The sequence below is a fragment of the Actimicrobium sp. CCC2.4 genome (assembly GCF_034347385.1).
GTDB lineage: Bacteria > Pseudomonadota > Gammaproteobacteria > Burkholderiales > Burkholderiaceae_D > Actimicrobium.
The window spans coordinates 1,840,980-1,863,973 of the sequence record NZ_CP133777.1; the positions used below are offsets into that span (position 1 = coordinate 1,840,980).

General features: G+C 53.6%; 27 protein-coding genes. 25 read left to right on the forward strand and 2 right to left on the reverse strand.

Features of this window, described 5'->3' with window-relative positions; all coding sequences use genetic code 11:
* Positions 1 to 23: 23 nt before the first annotated feature.
* The 3 genes from RHM62_RS08555 to RHM62_RS08565 are packed head-to-tail and all read left to right on the forward strand — an operon-like array spanning position 24 to position 2,071.
* Positions 24 to 683 carry an HAD-IA family hydrolase gene (locus tag RHM62_RS08555; RefSeq protein ID WP_322125079.1) on the forward strand — a complete coding sequence of 220 codons (660 nt, stop codon included), beginning with the start codon at positions 24 to 26 and terminating at the stop codon, positions 681 to 683.
* Positions 676 to 1,050: a Rieske (2Fe-2S) protein gene (locus RHM62_RS08560; RefSeq protein ID WP_322125080.1), complete on the forward strand. Its 375-nt coding sequence runs from the start codon at positions 676 to 678 to the stop codon at positions 1,048 to 1,050. Before RHM62_RS08555 ends, RHM62_RS08560 begins: the two co-directional genes overlap by 8 nt.
* Before the next feature lie 25 nt (positions 1,051 to 1,075).
* A complete protein-coding gene (locus tag RHM62_RS08565) occupies positions 1,076 to 2,071 on the forward strand; it encodes a S49 family peptidase (protein ID WP_322125081.1) in 996 nt (331 codons plus the stop codon).
* An 82-nt stretch (positions 2,072 to 2,153) separates the two neighbouring features.
* Here RHM62_RS08565 and RHM62_RS08570 read toward each other — a convergent pair whose 3' ends face one another.
* Entirely contained in the window at positions 2,154 to 2,906 is a 753-nt protein-coding gene (locus RHM62_RS08570; RefSeq protein ID WP_322125082.1) for an SAM-dependent methyltransferase, read from the reverse strand.
* 13 nt (positions 2,907 to 2,919) lie between these two features.
* Positions 2,920 to 3,540 (reverse strand): Maf-like protein, encoded by a 621-nt coding sequence (locus RHM62_RS08575; RefSeq protein ID WP_322125083.1) that lies wholly within the window; start codon positions 3,538 to 3,540, stop codon positions 2,920 to 2,922.
* A 105-nt stretch (positions 3,541 to 3,645) separates the two neighbouring features.
* On the opposite strand from RHM62_RS08575, the gene RHM62_RS08580 reads away from it, so the two are divergent.
* The 22 genes from RHM62_RS08580 (at position 3,646) to nagZ (ending at position 22,972) form a co-directional block, all read left to right on the forward strand.
* On the forward strand, positions 3,646 to 4,140 hold the full coding sequence (locus tag RHM62_RS08580) for a YceD family protein (RefSeq protein ID WP_322125084.1): 495 nt from the start codon (positions 3,646 to 3,648) through the stop codon (positions 4,138 to 4,140).
* Positions 4,141 to 4,262: 122 nt separating this feature from the next.
* Positions 4,263 to 4,445, forward strand: a complete 183-nt coding sequence (gene rpmF / locus RHM62_RS08585; RefSeq protein WP_322125085.1) for a 50S ribosomal protein L32 — start codon at positions 4,263 to 4,265, stop codon at positions 4,443 to 4,445.
* Between the two features lie 149 nt (positions 4,446 to 4,594).
* Positions 4,595 to 5,686, forward strand: a complete 1,092-nt coding sequence (gene plsX / locus RHM62_RS08590) for a phosphate acyltransferase PlsX (RefSeq protein ID WP_322125086.1) — start codon at positions 4,595 to 4,597, stop codon at positions 5,684 to 5,686.
* Positions 5,683 to 6,669, forward strand: coding sequence for a beta-ketoacyl-ACP synthase III (locus tag RHM62_RS08595; RefSeq protein ID WP_322125087.1), 987 nt, complete (start codon positions 5,683 to 5,685; stop codon positions 6,667 to 6,669). The genes plsX and RHM62_RS08595 overlap by 4 nt, the downstream gene beginning before the upstream one ends.
* A gap of 28 nt (positions 6,670 to 6,697) precedes the next feature.
* The gene (fabD, locus tag RHM62_RS08600; RefSeq protein ID WP_322125088.1) at positions 6,698 to 7,645 is read left to right on the forward strand and encodes an ACP S-malonyltransferase; all 948 of its coding nucleotides are present in this window, start codon (positions 6,698 to 6,700) and stop codon (positions 7,643 to 7,645) included.
* A complete protein-coding gene (gene fabG, locus RHM62_RS08605; protein ID WP_322125089.1) occupies positions 7,642 to 8,394 on the forward strand; it encodes a 3-oxoacyl-ACP reductase FabG in 753 nt (250 codons plus the stop codon). Before fabD ends, fabG begins: the two co-directional genes overlap by 4 nt.
* Before the next feature lie 125 nt (positions 8,395 to 8,519).
* Entirely contained in the window at positions 8,520 to 8,759 is a 240-nt protein-coding gene (gene acpP, locus RHM62_RS08610; RefSeq protein ID WP_009664389.1) for an acyl carrier protein, read from the forward strand.
* Positions 8,760 to 8,783: 24 nt separating this feature from the next.
* On the forward strand, positions 8,784 to 10,037 hold the full coding sequence (fabF, locus tag RHM62_RS08615; protein WP_322125090.1) for a beta-ketoacyl-ACP synthase II: 1,254 nt from the start codon (positions 8,784 to 8,786) through the stop codon (positions 10,035 to 10,037).
* A 650-nt stretch (positions 10,038 to 10,687) separates the two neighbouring features.
* Complete coding sequence (gene rpoE, locus RHM62_RS08620) at positions 10,688 to 11,290, forward strand: RNA polymerase sigma factor RpoE (RefSeq protein ID WP_322125091.1); 603 nt, start codon at positions 10,688 to 10,690, stop codon at positions 11,288 to 11,290.
* Positions 11,291 to 11,342: 52 nt separating this feature from the next.
* Positions 11,343 to 11,987: a sigma-E factor negative regulatory protein gene (locus RHM62_RS08625; RefSeq protein ID WP_322125092.1), complete on the forward strand. Its 645-nt coding sequence runs from the start codon at positions 11,343 to 11,345 to the stop codon at positions 11,985 to 11,987.
* 5 nt (positions 11,988 to 11,992) lie between these two features.
* Positions 11,993 to 13,027 (forward strand): MucB/RseB C-terminal domain-containing protein, encoded by a 1,035-nt coding sequence (locus tag RHM62_RS08630; RefSeq protein WP_322125093.1) that lies wholly within the window; start codon positions 11,993 to 11,995, stop codon positions 13,025 to 13,027.
* A gap of 7 nt (positions 13,028 to 13,034) precedes the next feature.
* Complete coding sequence (locus RHM62_RS08635) at positions 13,035 to 14,525, forward strand: DegQ family serine endoprotease (protein ID WP_322125094.1); 1,491 nt, start codon at positions 13,035 to 13,037, stop codon at positions 14,523 to 14,525.
* A gap of 81 nt (positions 14,526 to 14,606) precedes the next feature.
* Entirely contained in the window at positions 14,607 to 14,849 is a 243-nt protein-coding gene (locus RHM62_RS08640) for a glutaredoxin family protein (RefSeq protein WP_322125361.1), read from the forward strand.
* A 199-nt stretch (positions 14,850 to 15,048) separates the two neighbouring features.
* Positions 15,049 to 16,842, forward strand: a complete 1,794-nt coding sequence (gene lepA, locus RHM62_RS08645; RefSeq protein ID WP_322125095.1) for a translation elongation factor 4 — start codon at positions 15,049 to 15,051, stop codon at positions 16,840 to 16,842.
* Positions 16,839 to 17,750, forward strand: a complete 912-nt coding sequence (gene lepB, locus RHM62_RS08650; protein WP_322125096.1) for a signal peptidase I — start codon at positions 16,839 to 16,841, stop codon at positions 17,748 to 17,750. The genes lepA and lepB overlap by 4 nt, the downstream gene beginning before the upstream one ends.
* Before the next feature lie 62 nt (positions 17,751 to 17,812).
* Entirely contained in the window at positions 17,813 to 18,163 is a 351-nt protein-coding gene (locus RHM62_RS08655) for a DUF4845 domain-containing protein (protein WP_322125097.1), read from the forward strand.
* 21 nt (positions 18,164 to 18,184) lie between these two features.
* Positions 18,185 to 19,120: a ribonuclease III gene (rnc, locus tag RHM62_RS08660; RefSeq protein WP_322125362.1), complete on the forward strand. Its 936-nt coding sequence runs from the start codon at positions 18,185 to 18,187 to the stop codon at positions 19,118 to 19,120.
* Positions 19,117 to 20,019 carry a GTPase Era gene (gene era / locus RHM62_RS08665; RefSeq protein WP_322125098.1) on the forward strand — a complete coding sequence of 301 codons (903 nt, stop codon included), beginning with the start codon at positions 19,117 to 19,119 and terminating at the stop codon, positions 20,017 to 20,019. Before rnc ends, era begins: the two co-directional genes overlap by 4 nt.
* A gap of 18 nt (positions 20,020 to 20,037) precedes the next feature.
* Positions 20,038 to 20,826, forward strand: a complete 789-nt coding sequence (gene recO / locus RHM62_RS08670; RefSeq protein ID WP_416172301.1) for a DNA repair protein RecO — start codon at positions 20,038 to 20,040, stop codon at positions 20,824 to 20,826.
* Positions 20,827 to 20,841: 15 nt separating this feature from the next.
* On the forward strand, positions 20,842 to 21,534 hold the full coding sequence (locus tag RHM62_RS08675; protein ID WP_322125099.1) for a pyridoxine 5'-phosphate synthase: 693 nt from the start codon (positions 20,842 to 20,844) through the stop codon (positions 21,532 to 21,534).
* Positions 21,531 to 21,923 carry a holo-ACP synthase gene (acpS, locus tag RHM62_RS08680; RefSeq protein ID WP_322125100.1) on the forward strand — a complete coding sequence of 131 codons (393 nt, stop codon included), beginning with the start codon at positions 21,531 to 21,533 and terminating at the stop codon, positions 21,921 to 21,923. The genes RHM62_RS08675 and acpS overlap by 4 nt, the downstream gene beginning before the upstream one ends.
* A complete protein-coding gene (gene nagZ / locus RHM62_RS08685; protein WP_322125101.1) occupies positions 21,920 to 22,972 on the forward strand; it encodes a beta-N-acetylhexosaminidase in 1,053 nt (350 codons plus the stop codon). The genes acpS and nagZ overlap by 4 nt, the downstream gene beginning before the upstream one ends.
* Positions 22,973 to 22,994 lie beyond the last annotated feature (22 nt).

A 22,994-nucleotide genomic window follows, 5' to 3' on the forward strand; every position in this document is an offset into this window, starting at 1 on the left:
GTGGCAGCGCCATCGGGCATGACATGGCGCGAAAACAATTTGATCTGATCGTGTTCGATTGGGACGGTACCTTGATGGACAGCACTGCCACCATCGTCAAGTGCATACAGGATTCTGCCCGGGACCTGGGCTTGCCCATTCCGGACAAGCGCGCGGCATCCTACGTGATTGGCTTGGGCTTGCAGGATGCGATGGAGGCGGCTTTGCCGGATCTTGATCCCAAGTATTACCCGAAAATGGTGGAGCGCTACCGCCATCACTATCTGGCGACGGGCAATGATCTGACCTTGTTTGATGGCGTTCGCGAAATGCTGTCCGACTTGTCGCAAGCAGGATATTTTCTGGCTGTGGCGACCGGGAAAAGTCGGGTGGGGCTGAACCGGGCGCTCAATGCCGCCAAGTTATTGTCACTGTTCGATGCGACGCGCTGCGCAGATGAAACCTTTTCGAAGCCAAATCCGGCGATGTTGCAGGAGCTGACCCGTGAGCTGGGCCAGGACATGAAGCGCACCTTGATGATCGGCGATACGACGCACGATTTGCAGATGGCATTGAATGCAGGCGCTGGCGGCGTCGCGGTCCATTACGGGGCACACTCTGCCCAGGAGCTTGCGGTCTTGAAGCCTATGTTTGCGGCCAACTCCGTTCCTGAGTTGCATGCCTGGCTGACTGACAATGCCTGATTTTTCCGCAATTGCAGTGTGCGAATCGGCTGCTGTCATTGAAGGTGGCAGAGGTGTCCGTTTTGCGGTGACGGCAGCAGGTGCCGATGCGACCGGCTTCGTCATACGTTTTGGTGGTGTCGTGTATGGTTACCTCAACCGATGCGCCCATGTGCCGATCGAACTTGATTGGGCCGAAGGTGAGTTTTTCGAGTCCAGCGGCCTGTATCTGATGTGCGCAACGCATGGTGCAATCTATGCGCCGGAGAGCGGACGCTGTGAGGGAGGGCCATGTCGCGGTGGCAAACTTCGCGCGATTGCCGTCACTGAAACCAACGGCCAAATCGCCTGGTGTCCTGACACTTACGTAACAGCAGCCAAAGCCTGAGTTTTCGACCGATAGGAAAATAAGTATGAGCAATGATGATTTCAATTCAGCCCAGCCGGCCGCATCAGGTAGCAAGCCCATGAAAGACGGATGGGAGCGTGACGTCATCGAAAAGTTGGCCTATGAAGCGTTGCGCGAGCAGCGTGCCCGCCGGCGTTGGGGCATCTTTTTCAGGCTGGCGACGTTGGCCGCCGTAGTGTTCGGCATCTGGGCGTTCGTCAGTTTCGGGAAAACAGATACAGAAGTGCTGACCACGCATACCGCACTCATCGACATTGATGGCACGATCGAGGCCGGTGGCGGTAGCGGATCTGCAGAATCGGTGATTCCTGCCTTGAATAAGGCCTATGCCGACACCGCTGCTGTGGGCATCATACTTCGCATCAATAGTCCGGGCGGTAGTCCGGTTCAGGCGGGCATGATCAACGATGAAATTGGTCGTTTGCACAAGCTTTATCCAAAAAAGCCGCTGTATGTCGTAGTTGACGAAATGTGCGCTTCCGGCGGTTATTACATCGCGGTTGCTGCGGACAAGATATTTGTCAACAAGGCCAGTATTGTCGGCTCCATCGGTGTGTTGATGGACAGTTTTGGCTTTACCGGCTTGATGGATAAGGTCGGCGTTGAGCGTCGATTGCAAACGGCGGGCGTCAACAAGGGATTCATGGATCCGTTCAGCCCGCAAAGTGAAAAGCAAAAAGCCTATGCGCAAGCGATGCTTGACGAAATTCATCAGCAATTCATCGAAGTGGTTCGCAAGGGACGTGGCAAACGGCTCAAGGAGACTCCGGAGACGTTTTCAGGCTTGTTCTGGACTGGTACAAAAGCCGTCGAGATGGGTCTGGCCGACGGTTTTGGCACGATCGATAGCGTTGCCCGTGATGAGTTCAAGGCAGAAGACGTGGTTGATTACACGCAGCATGAAGGTTTGCCTGAGCGCGTTTTGAAGAAATTTGGTGCCGCGATGGGCGCAGGGGCGATGAAGGCGATTGTGTCCGGCACTGTCCTGCAATTGCACTGACCTGAAACGACAGCGATCACGCGAACTTTTCTCTGAGCAATAAAAAACGGCGACCAGGTCGCCGTTTTTTATTTTACGAAGCTCATTCGGCAAGTAGCAGGAATACCGTCGGTTTCTTGTGGAAATCAGGCGATTTGCCAACGGCCAGTTCGCGTTTCCACTGTGCGGCCGTTTGCGTACGTATCGACTCTTCTTCCGTAGTCAGGTCAGTAGCGATGCAAACCAGCGTGCCCGGGGAGCAAGTGGAAGTGAGTGCTTCCAGCAATCCAAGGTTGCGGTAGGGCGTTTCGATGAATAGCTGAGTTTGTTTTTCCTGGCGTGAGCGGTCTTCCAATGTTTTGATCCGTTTCAAGCGCTGGCCACCGTCTATCGGCAAGTAGCCGTTGAAGGCGAAGCTCTGCCCGTTCAGTCCGCTCGCCATTACCGCGAGCAATAGCGACGACGGACCCACCAGCGGCTTCACCCGGATGCCATGTTGATGCGCCAGTCTGACCAGGTTTGCACCTGGATCCGCGACGGCGGGGACTCCCGCTTCTGAAATCAGTCCTGCATCGCGCCCGGCAAGCACTGGCGCGAGCAGTGCGGGTAGCGCTGCTGCATCCGTATTGATATTTAACTCATCAATACGAATCTCTTGTAGCGCGATAGCAAGCGGATGATTACGTGACACAAGTTTTAAATGGGCTCTGGCTGTTTTTGCATTTTCAGCAATGAAATAGTCGAGTCGTGCGGTGATTTTCTGGACTTCATCCGGAATAATTGATGCAAGCAGATCGTCGGCAGCACTCAGTGCAGCGCTGAGCGTATTGGGAATGAGATAAAGAATGCCGGCCATGATGTTTGCTTTACTAAAATGAGTTGCCAAAAAAAGAAACGCCGGCCTGAAGGAGCATGCTGGTAAGGGCAATTAGCGGCAGGCCGGTGAGGGCGGTTGGATCGTTGCTATTGATCGATTCAATCAAGACAATCCCAAGTCCTTCGTTCTTGGCGCTCCCGGCGCAATCGTACGGCTGTTCGATGCGCAAATAGGCGTCCAGCTGGCTGGCGGGAAGATTGCGAAAAGTGACTTGTGTTTCAATGTTGCGCAATTGAATTGCGCGTGATTTAACTAATTGTGTGGCATCGAGCACGCACAGGGCAGTGTGGAAGATGACGCTGCGTCCCTGCATCGCAAGTAGTTGGGCGAGTGCGTTTTCGTGCGTGCCAGGTTTGCTGATTTGTTGACCGTCAAGTAGGGCGACTTGATCCGATCCGATCACAATTGCCCCGGGGTGCTGCCCGGCGATGGTTTCGGCTTTCGCTTGTGCGAGTCGCAACGCAGTTTCTTGCGGTAGTTCGTCAGGCAGCGGTGTTTCATTGATGTCAGGTGAAATCACAATGAAAGGTAATCGCAAGCGACTTAGTAATTCCTTTCGGTAGGTCGACGCTGATGCGAGTATCAGTTGCGCTTGTTTAGTTTGGTTAAACATGATTTGAATTTGATTTGGTCGTCATTGCATAAAGGTGTTGTAAGACTTTGACTAATAACGAAAAAGCCTGCTATTATCGCAGGTTTTCCGGGTTCCAATTAGTCTATGAATGATTTGGTAATCGACGTCTTTGAGTTTTGTCGCTTGAAGGATCGCCGGGAAGGCAAAACAGAAGTCACTGATTTGACGCGACTTGCCGGAGAGGTTATCGGCGATTCGGGAGTGGTCAGTTGGGTATTGCAAGGCGGTAGCGATAGTGCCGGGCATCCGAGATTGGTGTTGGACATTTCAGGAATCGTCAAACTGTCCTGTCAGCGTTGCCTTGGTTCACTTGATTTTGTAATTACTTCCAGTGCAAAACTGGTGATTGCAAAAGACGAAGAAGAGGCTGACCGTATTGATGAGGTACTTGCCGATGACGATGTCGATGTCATTGTAGGCACCAAGACTTTGCTCATTACTGATCTTATTGAGGATGAAGCATTGCTGTCGATTCCTCTGTCCGTCAAGCATGACGTTTGTCCGAAGTCAGGAATTGCTGCGCTGGATGCTGCCAAAAAACCGTCAGCATTTGCGGCATTGAAAGACTTGAAGCGATAAAGATTTCCAGTAGTAAGCCGAACACTGTTCACGGCCGTCATGTACAGGGTGTTGCTCGGTTTTGTCGTAGTTGGACAGGCCGACTATGTTAAAATTTGAGATCTTAGGGTTTAGGAGTAATCATGGCTGTTCAGCAAAACAAAAAGTCCCCGTCAAAGCGTGGCATGCATCGTTCACACGACTTCCTCGTTGCACCGCAACTGGCAGTCGAAGCAACAACTGGCGAGATTCACATGCGCCATCACATCAGTCCTACCGGCTACTATCGTGGCCGCAAAGTCCTGAAAACGAAAAACGACGAATAATATCCGTTGGTATTAAATTATAAAAAGCGGCTCAGCGTATTTCTTGTCTGGTGCCGCTTTTTTACGTGTTGACACAACCCGTTGCGTCAGTTTGAATCACACCGAATCTCGGCTGTAAAACGGTTGGAGCAGGGTATTGAATCAAATCAATGACAATTAAAATTTCAATCGATTGCATGGGCGGCGATCATGGGCCCTCGGTCACTGTTCATGCTGCACTTTCTTTCGTCGATCACGAGCCAGACGCAGAACTCATCCTTGTCGGCAGGGAAGAAGCCATTCACGCCGAGCTGAAAAAGCTCAAGCGCGTTGGTCATCCGCGCATTTCCGTTATTCACGCTTCCGAAGTCGTTGCTATGGATGACTCCATTGAGGTGGCATTACGCCGTAAAAAAGACTCTTCGATGCGTCTAGCCATCAACCTCGTTAAGCTAGGAGCGGCACACGCCTGTGTGTCGGCAGGCAATACGGGCGCCCTGATGGCGGTGTCACGTTACGTGCTGAAGACGATTCCGGGTATCCATAGACCGGCGATTTGCGGCATCATTCCCAATCAAAAAAATGCCCCCACCTACATGCTCGACCTCGGCGCGAATGTGGATTGTGAGCCCCAGCACCTGTATCAGTTTGCTTTGATGGGTTCTGTGCTGGTCGCTGCGATGGAAGGTATTGCGCGTCCAACGATCGGCTTGCTCAACGTTGGTGAAGAAGACATCAAGGGTAATGACCTCGTCAAGCGAACTGCCGCCTTGCTGCGTGCAGATCATGACCGGGGAGCAATCAATTTTTATGGCAATGTCGAAGGCAACGATATCTTTCAAGGAACAACGGATATCGTCGTTTGTGATGGCTTTGTCGGAAACGTCACTTTGAAAGCCTCTGAAGGCTTAGGTCGCTTCGTTAAAAATGTACTTGCGGCCGAGTTGCGGAGTTCGCCATTAAATATGCTTGGTGCGCTGCTCGCGCGGGGGGCATTGAAGGCCATTTCCCGCCGCATCAACCCTTCCCGTTATAACGGGGCGAGCCTTTTGGGTCTGCGTGGACTGGTTTTCAAAAGCCATGGCAGTGCAGATAAATATGGTTATGAGTGGGCTATCAAGCGCGCCTACGACGCGGCAAAGAATGACGTACTGTCGCGCATCTCGCTGACCATAGCATCAATGATGCCTCAGACAGACATTCTTCCTTTGGTCGGCGATACGGTCCTTGTAATCGATTTGATTGAGCAGAAAAGCGCATGACAACCTATAGCAAAATTATTGGAACAGGTAGCTACCTGCCGCCCGAACGGGTTACCAACGAGGAACTAGTAGCGCGACTCGCTCTGAAAGGTGTAGAGACATCCGACGAATGGATTTTTTCGCGTAGCGGAATTTCGGCGCGTCATTATGCTGATCCGGCGGTATGCTCCAGCGACCTCGCGGTACAGGCGGCACAAAATGCGCTCGAAATGGCTGGTCTGACGGGCAATGACATCGATTTGATTATTGTCGCGACGTCGACGCCGGACCATTTCGGCGGATTTCCGAGCACTGCATGCGTCGTTCAGCGCAAGCTCGGCATCACCAACGGATGCGCCGCAGTGGATGTCCAGGCAGTCTGTAGCGGGTTCATTTATGCCGTGTCGGTTGCGGACAGTTTCATCCGTTCAGGCGCGCACAAAAAAGCGTTGGTGATCGGTGCCGAAGTGTTTTCCCGGATTCTTGATTTCAAGGACCGTGGCACCTGTGTATTGTTTGGAGACGGTGCCGGGGCGATCATTCTTTCTGCCTCTGCCGAACCTGGTATTTTGGCTACCAAGCTGCATGCCGACGGTCGCTACGGCGATATTTTGTGTGTCGAGGGTGGTATGAGTGGCGGGATACTCGCCGGCAGTGGTTTCCTGACGATGGATGGCCCAGCGGTATTCAAGCTCGCGGTGTCATTACTTGAAAAAGTTGCCGTCGAAGCGCTCGAAAGTGCTGGAATGACGTCGAGTGATCTGGATTGGTTAATCCCGCACCAGGCCAATATCCGAATCATGCAAAGCACGGCCAAGAAATTACAGATGCCGGCGGAAAAAATGGTGGTCACCGTTGATCAGCACGGCAATACATCTGCAGCCTCCATTCCACTTGCGCTGGACACTGCAGTGCGCGATGGCCGGGTCAAGCCGAACCAGCATATCCTGATGGAAGGCGTTGGCGGTGGTTTTACGTGGGGTGCAGTAGTTGCACGAATGTAGACTCAATCTAATTTATTAAAGCGATCGCATGACAAATTTTGCTTTTGTTTTTCCGGGCCAAGGCTCCCAGGCCATCGGCATGCTGAACGCTTTCAGCGACAATTCGGCTGTCATAGAAACCGTTGCCGAAGCATCCGAGGTGCTGAAGATTGACCTGGCCGGACTAATTGCGTCCGGACCGAAAGAGCTTCTCGACCTGACAACCAATACCCAGCCGGTCATGCTGACTGCCGCCGTGGCGATATATCGTGCGTGGATTGCTGACGGCGGTCCAGTTCCCGCCATGTTTGCAGGTCACAGCCTTGGAGAATATTCGGCGCTGGTGGCATCGGGGGTGTTGTCATTCAGGGATGCGGTTCCGTTGGTACGTTTTCGTGCCGAAGCAATGCAGCAGGCCGTTCCTGTCGGGCAAGGCGGGATGGCTGCCATCCTCGGCATGGCTGATGCGGACGTCATCGCCTTATGTGCCGAATCTGCGCAGGGCGACGTGGTGGAGGCCGTCAATTTTAATGCCCCTGCTCAAGTGGTTATCGCAGGCACCAAGGCTGCGGTCGATCGCGCTTGCGAGATGGCAAAAGCGAGAGGCGCCAAGCGGGCATTGATCCTCCCTGTTTCTGCACCATTCCATTCGTCGCTGCTCAAGCCTGCATCGGATCGTTTGCGTGTCTATCTTGATTCATTACACTTCGCCACGGGACTTATGCCTGTTATCAACAACGTGGATGTAACAATCGTGAGCGATCCTGCTGCCTTGAAAGATGCTCTGGTGCGGCAGGCGGCTAGCCCGGTCCGCTGGGTTGAGACCATCGAAAAAATGGCGGCATTAGGTATCACCCATGTCATCGAATGTGGCCCGGGAAAAGTACTTTCAGGGCTGACCAAGCGTATCGATGGCACCTTGATTTCAGATGCCATTACCGATCCTGTCTCGCTTGCGCGCGTCCGCGGTTTATTGAATGGAGTGTCAGCAACATGAGCCAGAATCTGCAAAATCAAATTGCCCTGGTGACTGGCGCGTCGCGCGGCATCGGAAGGGCTATTGCTATCGAGTTGGTCAATCAGGGCGCTACCGTTGTGGGTACGGCGACCACAGAAGCGGGTGCGGCAGCCATTTCTACTTATCTGGACGCGCAGCGCGTTGGGTCTGGCAGAGGAGCAGTACTCGACGTCACGAATGCCGCGGCCTGCATGGAGCTGGTCGAGCGCATTCAAAAAGAATTTGGCGGGCTTTCCATCCTTGTTAATAATGCCGGCATTACCGCCGACCAGCTTGCGCTGCGCATGAAGGATGATGAATGGGATTCTGTGATTGCAACTAACCTGACGGCGGTTGGGCGACTGTCCAGAGCCGTGTTGCGGGGAATGATGAAGAATAAGGCGGGACGAATTATCAACATCACTTCGGTCGTTGGTTCAGCGGGTAACGCTGGTCAGATGAACTACGCCGCCGCGAAGGCCGGGGTAGCCGGGATGAGTCGTGCACTTGCCCGCGAAATCGGTAGCCGCAACATTACCGTGAACTGCATCGCGCCGGGGTTTATTGATACCGATATGACCAAGGCACTAGCAGAGTCGCAGATTGCCCAGTTGACGCAGCAAATTCCTCTAGGACGGCTTGGCCAACCTGAAGACATCGCCGCTGCAGTCGCGTTTTTAGCGTCGCCACAAGCGAGCTACATCACCGGTACCACCCTCCATGTCAACGGTGGCATGTACATGAGCTGATTAAAATTTATTACTCGTGGCAAGGTTTTGATCATTCTTCATAATCAAAGCCAAAAGTAAATTCTCAATGCGCAAACCTGATAAAATGCGCGCACTTTCTGTAACCCAATTAATGGAGTATCACTATGTCCGATATCGAACAACGCGTTAAGAAAATCGTCGCCGAGCAACTGGGCGTCGCAGAAGCAGACATCAAGATTGAGTCATCGTTCGTTGATGATCTTGGTGCAGACTCCCTCGATACCGTTGAGTTGGTCATGGCGCTTGAAGACGAGTTCGAAATGGAAATTCCGGACGAGCAAGCAGAAAAAATCACCACCGTTCAACAAGCAATTGACTACGCCAAGGCACACGTCAAAGCCTGAGTTGATAGCGTCTAGGAGAAACTATTGAGCCGCAAAAATCAACGTCCACGTCGCGTCGTTATTACCGGGCTCGGCTGCGTTTCACCAGTTGGAAATACTGTTTCCGATGCCTGGAATGCTGTTCTTGAAGGCAAGTCAGGCATCGCAACTATTACCAAGTTCGATGCAACAGCCTTCAGTACCCGGTTTGCCGGCGAAGTGAAAAACTTCAATGTCGAAGAATACATGCTGGCAAAAGAAGCACGCCACATGGATGCATTCATCCACTACGGCATGGCCGCAGGGATACAGGCGATGCAGGATTCCGGCTTGGTTGTTACCGAAGAAAATGCGGATCGCATCGGCGTGATCGTCGGTTCCGGAATAGGTGGCTTGCCACTGATCGAGGAAACGCATGCCGAGTTGACCGCGCGCGGACCACGTCGTATCAGTCCTTTCTTCGTTCCCGCTTCGATCATCAATATGATTTCGGGCCATCTGTCGATCAAGTATGGATTGCGCGGACCGAACCTGGCTATCGTCACAGCTTGTTCAACCGGGCTGCATTGCATCGGTTCAGCGGGTCGCATGATTGAATATGGTGATGCTGACGTGATGATCGCCGGGGGCTCCGAGTCGACGATATCGCCACTTGGACTGGGCGGGTTCGCCTCGGCAAGGGCGCTGTCGTCACGCAATGACGACCCTACAGCGGCGTCTCGGCCATGGGATCGCGACCGTGATGGTTTTGTACTGGGAGAGGGCGCTGGAGTGATGGTGCTGGAAGAGTACGAACATGCGAAGGCACGTGGCGCGAAAATTTATGCCGAATTACTAGGCTTCGGTATGAGCGCAGATGCACATCACATGACCGCTCCTCTCGAGAATGGTGAGGGTGCACGACGGTGCATGATTTCGGCGTTGGCTAATTCCGGCGTTAATAGCTCCGAGGTCGATTATGTGAATGCTCACGGAACGTCAACACCACTTGGTGATGTTGCCGAGACAGTGGCCATCAAACGCACTCTGGGCGACCATGCCAAAAACATCGTAGTCAATTCGACGAAGTCGATGACGGGTCATCTGCTTGGCGGGGCCGGCGGGCTGGAGTCAGTTTTCACCGTGCTTGCAGTGCATAACCAAAAATCGCCACCGACGATCAATATCGAGAACCAGGATCCGAATTGTGATCTTGATTACTGTGCAAACGTCGCTCGCGACATGGTGATCGATATTGCAGTCAAAAACTCGTTTGGTTTTGGCGGCACTAACGGCACATTGGTGTTCGGCAAGATCTGATGGTGCTGCCTCCTCTTCGGGTTCGCCCGTTAGAGGGCGGCGATTTATCGTGCGATGGTTCCTCTATCGCCATTTCCGCAGTAGTGATCCCCTCTCGTATCGTTAAATTATTATGTCTAGCCTTGTCAGTAATGCTATTCATCACAGCATTCGCTTTGCTGTACTTGTCTTCTCCAGACATCTCTTTACTCGTTCGTTCCTGCTTATCCGTTAGTGCTGCAGTTTCCGCAGTTGTAGTTCTTCTGCATGCAGCAGCGTTGGGAGTTCCGGTGTCTCTTGATATCTCAGGGCTAGGGCAAATCAGACGTTCCTCTTTGTCTGTCATGCCAGCTGTCCGGGATACTGCGACAGTCGCGGATATCGATTGCCTGGTGCAGTTGCAACCGGGTACGTTGATATTGTCTTCCTTGTTATTACTCCGGCTGAAAGATAGTGCTGGAGTCATTAGCGCATTGCTGATTTTTCCGGACTCTGTTTCAAGGTCAGCCTTTCGGCGCTTGTCGGTTGCATGCCGGTGGATAGCCGCGCAAAATTATCGGGTGGCCGAGACAATTCATGAGTAAGCAAGATCCAGATAGTGAACTTTGTTCATTTCAACTAGTCAACAGTTCGGGCTGCGTGCGTGTTGCAAAAATGTAAGGGAATGGGGATTGACGACAGAACGCGATATTGATCAACTACTTGTCGAGCGTGTTCAGCGTGGCGACAAGAAAGCGTTCGAGCTGTTAGTGATCAAGTACCAACGGAAGTTGATGCGATTAGTGTCGCGGCTTGTGCGCGACCACGCTGAGGCCGAGGATGTTGTTCAGGAAGCTTTCATCAAGGCTTACCGGGCACTTCCTCAGTTTCGCGGTGATTCTGCTTTTTATACGTGGCTTTATCGGATCGGTATCAATACGGCGAAAAATTTTTTGGTAACGCAAGGCCGCCGTGCACCGACCTCAACAGATGCGGATGCACAGGAAGCAGAAACTTTTGAGGACGCAGACCACCTAAGAGATATCAATACGCCGGAGTCTATGCTGGCGACAAAGCAGATCGCTGAAACGGTAAATGTTGCGATGGATGCATTACCTGAAGAACTACGTACAGCCATTACCTTGCGCGAAATTGAGGGATTAAGTTATGACGAAATCGCCGATGCAATGAGCTGCCCGATAGGTACTGTTAGAAGCCGGATTTTTCGGGCGCGCGAAGCGATCGCCGAAAAATTACGCCCACTACTCGGGACGGCGATCGATAAGCGTTGGTGAATGAGTTGTGATGACAGATAGGGGCTGGTGTGCTTGATTTAGCGAGGTGGGTATGAAAGCGAATGACATGATGCGTGAGGAAATTTCTGCGTTTGCAGATGGTGAATTGGCAAAGCACCGCTGGGACGATGTTGCAAAAAAATTGCGGCAGCCAGCGGAGCAGGATTGCTGGGCGCTCTATCATCAGATAGGGGATGTGTTGCGCTCGGACGATATGGCGACGATGCTCAGTGCAGATTTTTCTGCGCGATTGGCTGCTCGACTCGACCTTGAGCCGGCGATCATTGCGCGGCCTCCTGATGCGACCACCTCAATTTCTCAAGTCATGGTGTCGCCCACCGGTAAGCCTGCGTTAAAGGCGAAGGCCGGTCGCTGGATGGGAGGGCGGAAATTTATCGTCCCGGGGTTGGCCGCTGCGGCGGCAGTGGCATATATGGGTTTGCCCCAATTGATGATGTTCGATAGTGGACTTTCGGTAGAGCGCGCGTTGCAAGCGGCTCAGGGTGATAGGGCGCAAAAGCTTACCGGCCTGATGGTTGCCCAGAATAGAGGAGCAGTGCCACCAGAGCGGGTCGAAGTATTGCGGGATTCACGTATGGACGAATACCTGCTGGCACACCAGCAATTTTCACCATCGTTGTACAGCAGTGCGCAATTCGCACGTTCTGCCACTTTTGCAACCAACACGGGTAAATAATATTCATGCGGCAAACACTAGTTTTATTCAAGTTTGTCGTCCTCCTGTCGAGTCTGATTGCTTGTTCTTCCTATGCTGTTGGCGCCAACGCGCCCGACGAAAATCGGGAAGCACAAAATTGGTTATTGCGTATTCAGGTTGCGGCAAAAAAAGTCAATTATTCCGGTACCTTTGTCTATCAGCAGGGTAGCCAGGTGCGCACGTCTCGGATCACGCATATTCTCGATGGTAAAAATGAAATAGAAAAACTCGAAATTCTGGATGGTAAGCCACGAGAATATATTCGCAATAATGATGAAATTGTTTGTTATGTTCCCGAATCTAAGACGCTGCTCGTGGAGATTAAAGGCGCTCAGGATGTCTTTCCTGCGATATTGGCGTCGAATGGCACGGATGTCACAGTTTATTATGATGTGCGTCGTGGGGAATCAGTGCGCGTCGCGGGCTTTGATTCTTTTGCATTAATATTAGAGCCGAAAGATAATCTGCGGTATGGCTATAGACTATGGGCAGAAAAGTCGACAGGCTTGTTGTTGCGTGCGCAGACAATGAATGAAAATAATGTCGTTGTCGAACAAATAGCATTTACTCAACTTGAGATTGGAAATATTAATCGGAATCGGGTAAAACCGAGCTTCTCCAATACGAACGGTTGGCATGTGGAGCACAGCGTGATGATGCCAATCGCCACGCCCGGTTGGTCGGTTAAAAATGTGCCACCCGGGTTCAAGCTTGTGCGTGAACTGAAGCGTGTGGTCTCGGATGTTTCTGCTCAGGATATTCCCGCCAATACCAATACCAGTACAAGCGCATCCGTTTCACAGCGCGAATTAACGCAATTAGTATTTACAGATGGATTGGCCGCGATCTCGGTTTTTATCGAGCCTGGTTCTCGTAGTAAAACAGAAGGGTCAATGCAGCAAGGTGCGATGAATATCACTGGTAAGCGACAAGGTGATTTTTGGCTTACTATTGTTGGAGAAGTACCTGCAACGGCGATCAAACAAGTTGCCAACTCCATTGAATTCAAAACCAGATAACGAGTCCATGAAATCACCTATTTTTAATGCGCGCAAAATGCAGGCACTGGTTTTCGCTGCAGCACTGGTATTTGTTGCTCAGGCAGCTACGATCCTCCCGGCAACTGCTGCAACTTCGGTAGCGGGGCTGCCGGATTTTACCGATATGGTGGACAAAGTCGGACCTGCGGTTGTGAATATCCGCACCACAGAAAAGGTGAAGTCAAATGCGGGTGGTCCCGGCGCGGGTGTCGATGACGAAGAGATGCAGGAATTCTTCAAACGTTTTTTCGGTGTGCCAGTGCCCCCACGTCAGCAGCAACCGGATCGGCCTTCCCGACCAAAGCGTCCTGGTGTTCCGCAGCCGGATGAGGAGGTGTCCCGAGGGGTCGGTTCAGGTTTTATTATCTCTGCTGACGGTTACGTAATGACCAATGCCCATGTCGTTGACGGTGCGGACGAGGTGTATGTGACCTTGACGGACAAACGTGAATTCAAGGCTAAGATTATTGGTGCAGACAAGCGAACCGACGTGGCGTTGGTGAAGATCGAAGGCGCCAATCTTCCGCGTTTGGCGATGGGTGATTCGAACAAGGTCAGGGTCGGAGAATGGGTGATTGCAATCGGATCGCCGTTTGGCCTCGATAACACCGTGACAGCCGGTATCGTTTCTGCAAAAGCGCGCGACACAGGTGATTACTTGCCCCTGATTCAGACAGATGTGGCTGTTAATCCGGGCAACTCCGGCGGACCGCTGATTAACATGCGCGGAGAAGTTATCGGGATTAACTCGCAGATATATAGCCGTTCGGGTGGGTACATGGGCATTTCATTTGCTGTCCCGATCGACGAGGCAATGCGTGTCTCTGATCAGCTCAAGCAATTCGGGAAAGTTACCCGCGGACGCATTGGTGTTCAAATCGGGGAGCTGACCAAAGAGGTTGCTGAGTCACTTGGATTAACCAAGGCACAAGGCGCGCTGGTACAAAGAGTCGAAGCCGGAGGACCTGCCGAGAAAGCGGGTGTGGAAGCCGGCGATATCATTCTCAAGTTTAACGGTACGAATATCGAACGTTCCAGTGATCTGCCGCGACTGGTTGGTAATACAAAGCCCGGTAGTAACTCTGTGCTAACAGTTTGGCGGAAGGGTGCCAGTCGTGACCTGAAGGTAGTGATTGCCGAAATGGAGGCCGAGAAAGTAGTTAAGCGGGAAGAGAAGAAACCTAAAGCTGAGCAAGCGGCCAATGCGTTGGGCCTTGTCGTGAGTGAACTCTCTGATGCCCAAAAGAAAGAATTGAAAGTGGATGGCGGTGTCGTTATCGATGGCGCTGAAGGCGCTGCTGCACGTGCCGGTTTGCGTGCGGGTGATGTAGTGCTCCGTCTGAACAATACCGACGTCAAGGATGCCAAGCAGTTTGCCGTGCTTGTTGCCAAACTTGATTCGAAGAAATTGGCTGTGATCCTCGTTCGTCGCGGCGATGCGTCCCAGTTCGTCCCCATCCGCCCGGGCGCACAGTAACGGCGAGATGTTTGAGCAGGCGCTTCCTTGTAGGAGCTACTTTGTTTCTTTGTTGACAAGGACCAATTGATTCACTTTACTTTGTATTCGCGCAGTTACTGCCACCTGTGTGATGACATGCTCACTGCTTTGCGCACCGAACTCGGTGCGCTAGCGGCTGATATTTCAGTCCTTGACGTTGATGAAGACCCGCTCCTGCTGGAAAAATATGACGAACTGGTGCCGGTGCTGACAGGCCGTCATGACCTCGGGCCTGTCAGAGAACTTGGCCACTACTTCCTCGATGTCGACAGATTGTCTCAATTCATTGGAGCGCAGCCCTAGTCATCCAGGTGGTGAAGTTACTGCTCCATCGTTCTCTACTCCTATCCTAAGATCGCAGATTCTTATCAGTGGGGATTTCGCGGGCGTTCCCCTCTGGAATCCGGTAAGATGCGGGGCTGTTTAACCTCCTGAAACAAGGCGCTCGCCTGAGGAACACATCCTCGTCCGGAGCGCCTTTTTTGTAATCGCGCTTTCGTCCATGAACAACATTCGCAATTTCTCTATCATCGCCCATATCGACCACGGCAAGTCCACGCTTGCCGACCGCATTATTCAATTGTGTGGTGGCTTGTCTGACCGTGAAATGGAAGCACAAGTGCTCGATTCCATGGATATCGAGCGCGAGCGCGGCATTACCATCAAAGCGCAAACTGCGGCGCTATCGTACAAGGCGCGTGATGGCCAGGTGTATAACCTGAACCTGATTGATACGCCGGGTCACGTCGATTTCAGCTACGAAGTTAGCCGTTCCTTGTCAGCGTGCGAGGGTGCTTTGCTTGTAGTTGATGCGTCGCAAGGCGTTGAGGCACAGACCGTTGCCAACTGCTATACCGCGCTTGACCTTGGTGTTGAAGTCGTTCCAGTGCTCAACAAGATCGATTTGCCGTCAGCCGATCCTGAAAACGCCATTGCAGAGATCGAGGAAGTCATCGGAATTGATGCCTCGGAAGCCGTGCATTGCTCGGCTAAAAGTGGTCTTGGAGTCCAGGATGTGCTGGAGTCCTTGATCGTCAAGGTGCCGCCGCCGAAGGGGGATCCTGAAGCACCGTTGCAGGCCTTGCTGGTCGATTCATGGTTCGACAATTATGTTGGTGTCGTGATGCTGGTGCGGGTGTTCAATGGCACCTTGCGCGCAAAAGATAAGATTTTGCTGATGGCGAACGGGTCGGTACATCTGACGGAAAGCGTTGGCGTGTTCACGCCAAAGTCGGTGACGCGGGAAACCATCTCCGCGGGGCAGGTGGGTTTCATCATTGCGGGAATTAAGGAACTCAAAGCTGCGAAAGTCGGTGACACCATCACGCTGGCCGGTCGACCAGCTGCCGAACCGCTGCCTGGCTTCAAGGAAGTGCAGCCGCAGGTCTTTGCCGGTTTGTTTCCGGTGGAGGCAAATCAGTATGATGCGCTGCGCGATTCGCTAGAGAAATTGAAGTTGAATGATGCCGCGCTCCAGTACGAGCCGGAAGTCTCGCAAGCGCTTGGCTTCGGTTTTCGCTGCGGCTTTCTCGGCTTGCTACACATGGAAATTGTCCAGGAGCGGCTTGAGCGCGAGTTTGACATGGACCTGATCACCACCGCGCCGACCGTGATCTATGAAGTGGTGCTGCGCGACGGCACCCTGCTGATGGTCGACAACCCGTCAAAAATGCCGGATCCGTCACGTATCGAAGAAGTGCGCGAGCCCATCGTGACAGTCAACCTGTACATGCCACAAGAGTACGTCGGCGCGGTGATCACGCTGTGTACCGGCAAGCGCGGCATGCAGATCGATATGAATTACCATGGCAAACAAGTCAAGCTGACCTATGAAATGCCGATGGCCGAGATCGTGCTCGACTTTTTCGACAAGCTCAAGTCAACATCGCGCGGTTACGCGTCGATGGATTACGAGTTCAAGGAGTACCGGTCCGCCGATGTGGTCAAGGTTGACATGCTCATCAATAGCGAGAAAGTTGATGCGCTGGCAATCATTGTCCACCGCAGCAACAGCAATTACCGCGGCCGTGCGGTAGCCGCAAAAATGCGTGAACTGATTCCACGTCAGATGTTTGATGTCGCGATCCAGGCAGCGATCGGTGCAAATATTATTTCGCGTGAGAACGTGAAAGCATTGCGGAAAAATGTGCTCGCCAAGTGCTACGGCGGCGATATTAGCCGCAAACGCAAACTGCTTGAAAAGCAAAAGGCCGGTAAGAAACGCATGAAGCAGGTCGGCTCGGTTGAGATACCGCAAGAGGCATTTCTGGCAATTCTACAAGTGGACGACAAATGAATCTCCAGGTGATCTTTGGTAATTTCGCATTAATACTTTTTATTCTCACCGTGATTTCCGGTGTGGTCTGGTTTCTGGATGTGTTCTATCTGGCCAGGCAGCGCCGCGTCAAGGCCGATGCGGCATTGCGCGAGTTTGATGCTCGTAACTCAAAGCTGCAAGCAGAGGGTATCAAGCTCGAAACATCAGGCCGCCGTGCGCTCGAAGCCGGTCTACTGCGACAGCCGATGTGGGTGGAGTATTCGGGAAGCTTTTTCCCTGTCATTGCACTGGTTTTCGTTTTACGGTCTTTTTTGTACGAACCGTTCAAGATACCGTCGCCGTCGATGGTGCCGACGCTGCTGGTGGGTGATCTGATTCTGGTAAATAAATTCGCGTATGGCATCCGGTTGCCTCTCATCAACAAGAAAATCATCGAGATCAACGATCCGCAACGTGGTGATGTCATGGTCTTCAAGTACCCGAAAGACATGTCCCTTGACTACATCAAGCGGGTCGTCGGCACGCCCGGTGACCGTGTCGTCTACAAGAACAAGCAATTGATGATTAACGGCACGCCGGTTACTTATGAACCACTGCCGGATTATCTAGATGAAGAACGCCTGACGTATTCAAAACAATATGTCGAAAAGTTCGGTATAGGTGACCACAAAATATTGAACAACCCGCAAGCGCCCAATGAGCTAAGCAATATCGATAACTACCCGATGCGCGAGGCGTGCACTTATAACTCCGAAGGGTTTGCATGCACCGTGCCGTCTGGACATTACTTCATGATGGGTGATAATCGCGACAACAGCGCTGACAGCCGTTATTGGGGATTTGTGCCGGATAAGAACATCGTCGGAAAAGCATTCTACGTCTGGATGAATTTTGGTAACCTGAAGCGCATCGGTAGCATCCATTAGCCGATCCCCACAGACGACAGGAGCAGAGCATGCAGAGAAAGTCATCAAGTCCGCAGCAAGGCATGACGCTGGTTGGGTTGATTGTGATCCTCGCACTGGCTGGCGTCGTGGGCGTATTGGGATTGAAAGTAGTGCCGACAGTCGTCGAGTTCATGTCGATCAAAAAAGCAATTGTTGCTGCCAAGGCCGGCGGGTCAAGTCCAATTGAAATTCGTGCCTCGTTTGACCGCCAGGCGAGCGCCGGCTATATCGATTCGATTTCTGGCAAGGATCTCGATGTCGTCAAAGATGGTGATCAACTCGACGTCAATGTCGCCTACCAAAAAAAGATCCCGCTGATCGGGCCGACCTGGCTGTTAATTGATTATTCGGCGACGACTGCGAAAGACGTCGCAAAGAAACCGGCCGCATAAACCGGTGTGGTACGCACTGAAATGGATTGTATGCTTCTGGAAGATCGACTCGCTTACTGGTTTAAAGATGCTGCCTTGTTGCAGCAGGCGCTCACGCATCGCAGTCACAGCATTGCCCACAATGAACGCCTGGAATTTTTGGGTGACTCGATACTGAACTGTGTCATCGCGTCGCTGCTGTACGAACGTTACAGCAAGGTCGACGAGGGCGATCTTTCCCGATTGCGTGCCAATCTGGTCAAGCAACAAGCGTTGTATGAAATAGCGCAGCGGCTGGAGATTTCTCAGTTTTTGCATCTCGGCGAAGGCGAACTGAAGTCAGGCGGGTTCCGGCGGCCGTCCATCCTGGCCGATACGCTCGAGGCGCTGTTCGGTGCCATTTTTCTCGATGCCGGGTTCAATGCAGCGCGTGATGTGATTCGTGCGCTCTACATTCCGATTCTCGACACGGTCGACCCAAAGACATTGGGTAAAGATGCCAAAACTTTGTTGCAGGAATATTTGCAGGGTAAAAAGATCGCACTGCCGCAGTACAACGTAGTCGCCACCCATGGTGCCGCGCACAACCAGGAATTCGAAATAGAGTGTCTCGTACCCAAGCTCGATATTCAGGTCTTCGGTACGGGAGGCAGTCGCCGGGCGGGCGAGCAAGCTGCCGCGCAATGTGCACTTGATGCCTTGCAGTCAACCTTGTCTAAAGGGACGGCAAGTGTTCGCAAGAGCAAGCCACGAGCGTCGCAATTGAAGTTGACCGGCATCGCAACCATCCAGGGCGATCATGCAGCGGAATCGGTGATGCCGGATCCTGCGTTGTCGGCTAGTCAAGCCGAAACAAAAAAAATGACGAGCAAGGTGGTCAAGCCTGCCTTGCCTGCGTCGACCGTTGTTGTGCAGGAGTCGATAACGACTTCTGAAACAACCACCTCCATCTCTGTTACGAAATCGAAAATCGCATGACTGAATCCGTATTAAATCCGAATTTCCGCTGTGGCTACATCGCCATCGTCGGCCGTCCCAACGTCGGCAAGTCGACGTTGATGAATGCCTTGATCGGCGCCAAAGTGAGCATCACATCGCGCAAGGCGCAAACCACGCGGCATCGTATTACCGGCATTCAGACTGTGGAAGACACGCAGTTCATTTATGTCGATACGCCCGGCTTCCAGACCAAGCATGCCAATGCGCTCAATAAGACCTTGAACAAGACAGTCGCTAACACGCTCACCTCTGCTGACGTGATCTTGTTCCTGATCGAAGCCGGGACGTTCGGGCCGGCTGATCAACAAGTACTTGATCTGATCCCTGACACGGTCCCATGCATCCTGGTAATCAACAAGTCGGATCGGGTCAAAGACAAGGCAGTGCTGTTGCCGTTCGCGCAGCAAATCGCCGCCAAGCACGACTTTGCAGCTGTGGTGCCGGTGTCGGCCACACTGGGCTTTCAGCTCGATGGCCTGCAAAAAGAAACACGACGTTTCCTGCCCGAAAATCCGCCGGAGTTCGGTCCCGACGACATCACCGATCGCAGCGAGAAATTTCTCGCCGCAGAGATCATCCGTGAAAAAGTATTTCGTTTCGTCGGTGATGAATTGCCGTACACCAGCACTGTCCTGATCGAAAAATTCGAGCAGGAAGGCGATTTGCGGCGGGTCTTTGCGGCGATCCTGGTTGAGCGCTCCACGCACAAATCGATGCTGATCGGTCAAAAAGGTGCGCGCCTGAAAGAGATCTCGACCCAGTCGCGGCTGGACATGGCGCGACTGTTTGGTGGCCCGGTTTATCTCGAAATCTGGGTCAAGGTCAAGTCGGGTTGGGCGGACAACGAAGCCGGTCTGCGCGCTTACGGTTACGAGTAAGCCGGCCCCGTGAGTCGCGTGGCCGATCAAGCTGTCGCGCCGCTAGCGCTGCCCAAGCCGCCAGTGCGGCCGCGCAGAGCCGCCTCGCTGGAAAAGCCCGTACGCATCGCTGGCCAGCCCGGCTTCGTGCTGCATAGTTACCCGCACAAGGAAACCAGTCTGATCATTGATGTGTTCACCCGTGAGCACGGCCGTATCGCACTGGTGGCGAAGGGGGCCAAGCGACCCCACTCGGCGCTGCGGGGCGTGTTGCAAACTTTTCAGCCGCTCTCGTTGAGCTGGATCGGCAAGTCCGAGATCCGCACGCTGACTGCAGCGGAGTGGGTAGGCGGTCTGCTTCCACTTGAAAAATCCGCTCTGCTATGCGGCTTCTACCTCAACGAATTATTGGTCAAATTGATTGCACGCGATGACCCGCATCCGGGTTTGTTCGATCACTACGTATCTGCGTTGAATCAACTGGCGCACGGCGAAGCAGCTCCGATCGTCTTGCGTAAATTCGAACTTAGCCTGATGAAGCAAATCGGTGTTGCAGCCGACCTGAGCCTGTGTTCGGGTACGCGCGAGCCCGTGGTCCCGACCAGCAGTTATGTGGTGGACCCGGAGCGAGGAGTCCGTCTTGCCCGACCGTCGGATGTCTGGCCGCGCGTTTCCGGCCAGACCCTGCTGGATATGGAGCGCGAAGATTATGCCGGCAACACAACCCAAAGCCAGAGCAAATTCCTGATGCGCTTCCTGCTGGCACACCAGCTCGGAGGCGTCCCCCTCAACACACGGCAGATCCTGATCGATCTGACCCAGCTTTAGGATTGCCCGCTACCGATGAGCTATCTCAATCCCCATTCCACCGGTTCTGAGTTTTGCGTTGATCTGATGCCTCTGGTGCGATTTCGCACGGATCGACCCGGGCCCGATCTGGTCCAGGCAGCCACCGCCGCGCAATCCGCTGGCGCCGACGCGATCAGCCTGGTGGCAGGCGAGATTGCACCGGGCCTGCTCACCGCGATTGCATCGGCGCTAATGATCCGGCTGCATCTTCATCTCCCTGCTGGCGGTGCATCGCTCGCAGAGGCAATCAGTGTGCGACCGCATCGTATTTGCTTGGCGATCGTTGACGTTAGCGCAGCCATTGCGCAGCAATTACAGGCGCACGGGATCGAGCTGGCGTTGGCAATCGACAGCAGTATTGAACAGGTGCAGGCGGCCCATGCGGCAGGCGCATGCGCGATAGAATTGGACGCAAGTAAATTGGGTACAGCAGAAATTGCCAACGTCGACGGCGAGTTCGCGCGACTAGTGGCATGCGCTGCAGTGGCAACCCGCCTCGGCATGCAGGTACAGATTGCGCACGGTATCGATCTGACCAATGCCGGCCGGCTCGCTGTGCTCGGGGACGTCGTCCAGATTCAGGTTGGCCAGGCTTTGCTGGTCAGGGCGATCGTGGTCGGATGGCAATTAGCAGTCGGTGAAATGAAGGCTGTACTCACGCAAGCTGGCAGGCAAGCACAACCATGATCTATGGCATCGGTACCGACATCATCCGCATAGACCGCATTGCCGCAGCGCTCAAGCGCAGCGGTCCGCGCTTTGCCGGGAAAATTCTGGGCATCGAAGAGCTGGCAAAATACCACCAGCGCGCTGCCAGATCCGAACTGCGTGGCCTGAGTTTTCTGGCGACACGTTTTGCAGCGAAGGAGGCTTTTTCCAAAGCCCTTGGCCTGGGGATGCGGATGCCAATGACCTGGCGGGCGATGCAGACCTTGAACGACGGCAGCGGCAAACCCGTTGTCGTGACCAGCGGCCCATTGGCCCTTTTTATGGAGCAGCACGAATTGACCGCTCAGGTATCGATTACCGACGAAACCGATTACGCGGTCGCCTTCGTCATTGTGGAGAAAAAATGAATCACCCAGTCAGCAACAATAATCAAGCCGCCGGCCCTGTCATGCTCGACGTGGCGGGCACGGTGCTGGATGCCGATGACATCGCCCGTATCCGCCACGCTTTGACCGGAGGCGTCATCCTGTTTGCGCGCAATTGGCAAGACCGTGCGCAGCTGGTTGCGCTCACTACTGCGATCCACGCCGCTAAGCCGGGCGTGCTGATTGCGGTCGACCACGAAGGCGGGCGGGTCCAGCGCTTCCGCACGGACGGCTTTACGGCACTCCCTGCGATGCGGCGTCTCGGCCAACTGTGGGACCTCGATGCACAAGCGGCTTGCCGCGCGGCCACCGATGTCGGCTTCGTACTGGCCGCCGAGTTGCGTGCCTGCGGCGTCGACCTGTCGTTCACGCCAGTGCTCGATCTTGATCATGGCGAATCGGGCGTCATCGGGGACCGGGCGTTCCATCGTGATCCGGCAGTCGTCACGCAACTGGCAAAAAGCCTGAACCATGGCTTGCTGCTGGCAGGCATGGCCAATTGCGGCAAACATTTTCCCGGTCACGGGTTCGTCAAGGCCGATTCGCATGTCGCCATTCCGGTCGACGAGCGTGCCGTCGACGCTGTCGTCACAGACGATGCGATGCCATACCGCTGGCTTGGACTGAGCTTGTCGGGTGTGATGCCGGCACATGTCATCTATCCGCAATTCGATGCTGCACCGGCAGGTTTTTCAAAAAAATGGCTGTCGTTGCTGCGTGACGAGATGGGATTCGAAGGTGTTATTTTTAGCGATGACCTCAGCATGGAAGGGGCCAGCATTGCCGGTGACGTGGTCGCCGGGGCGACGGCTGCGCTGCAGGCCGGTTGCGATATGGTCCTTATTTGCAATCGGCCCGACATGGCCGACCAGCTACTCGGCGGGCTTGATCCTGCCTTGATGTCGCTGGCCAGCGCTGCGCGCGTTGCGGCTCTGCTACCGGCGGGGGCAGCGATATCGTGGCAGGCACTGCAAACCGACCCACGTTATCGATCGGCCTTGCATACGATTGCCCGCTTGATGCCTGTCTGATGCATGTCTGAGAAACCATCCC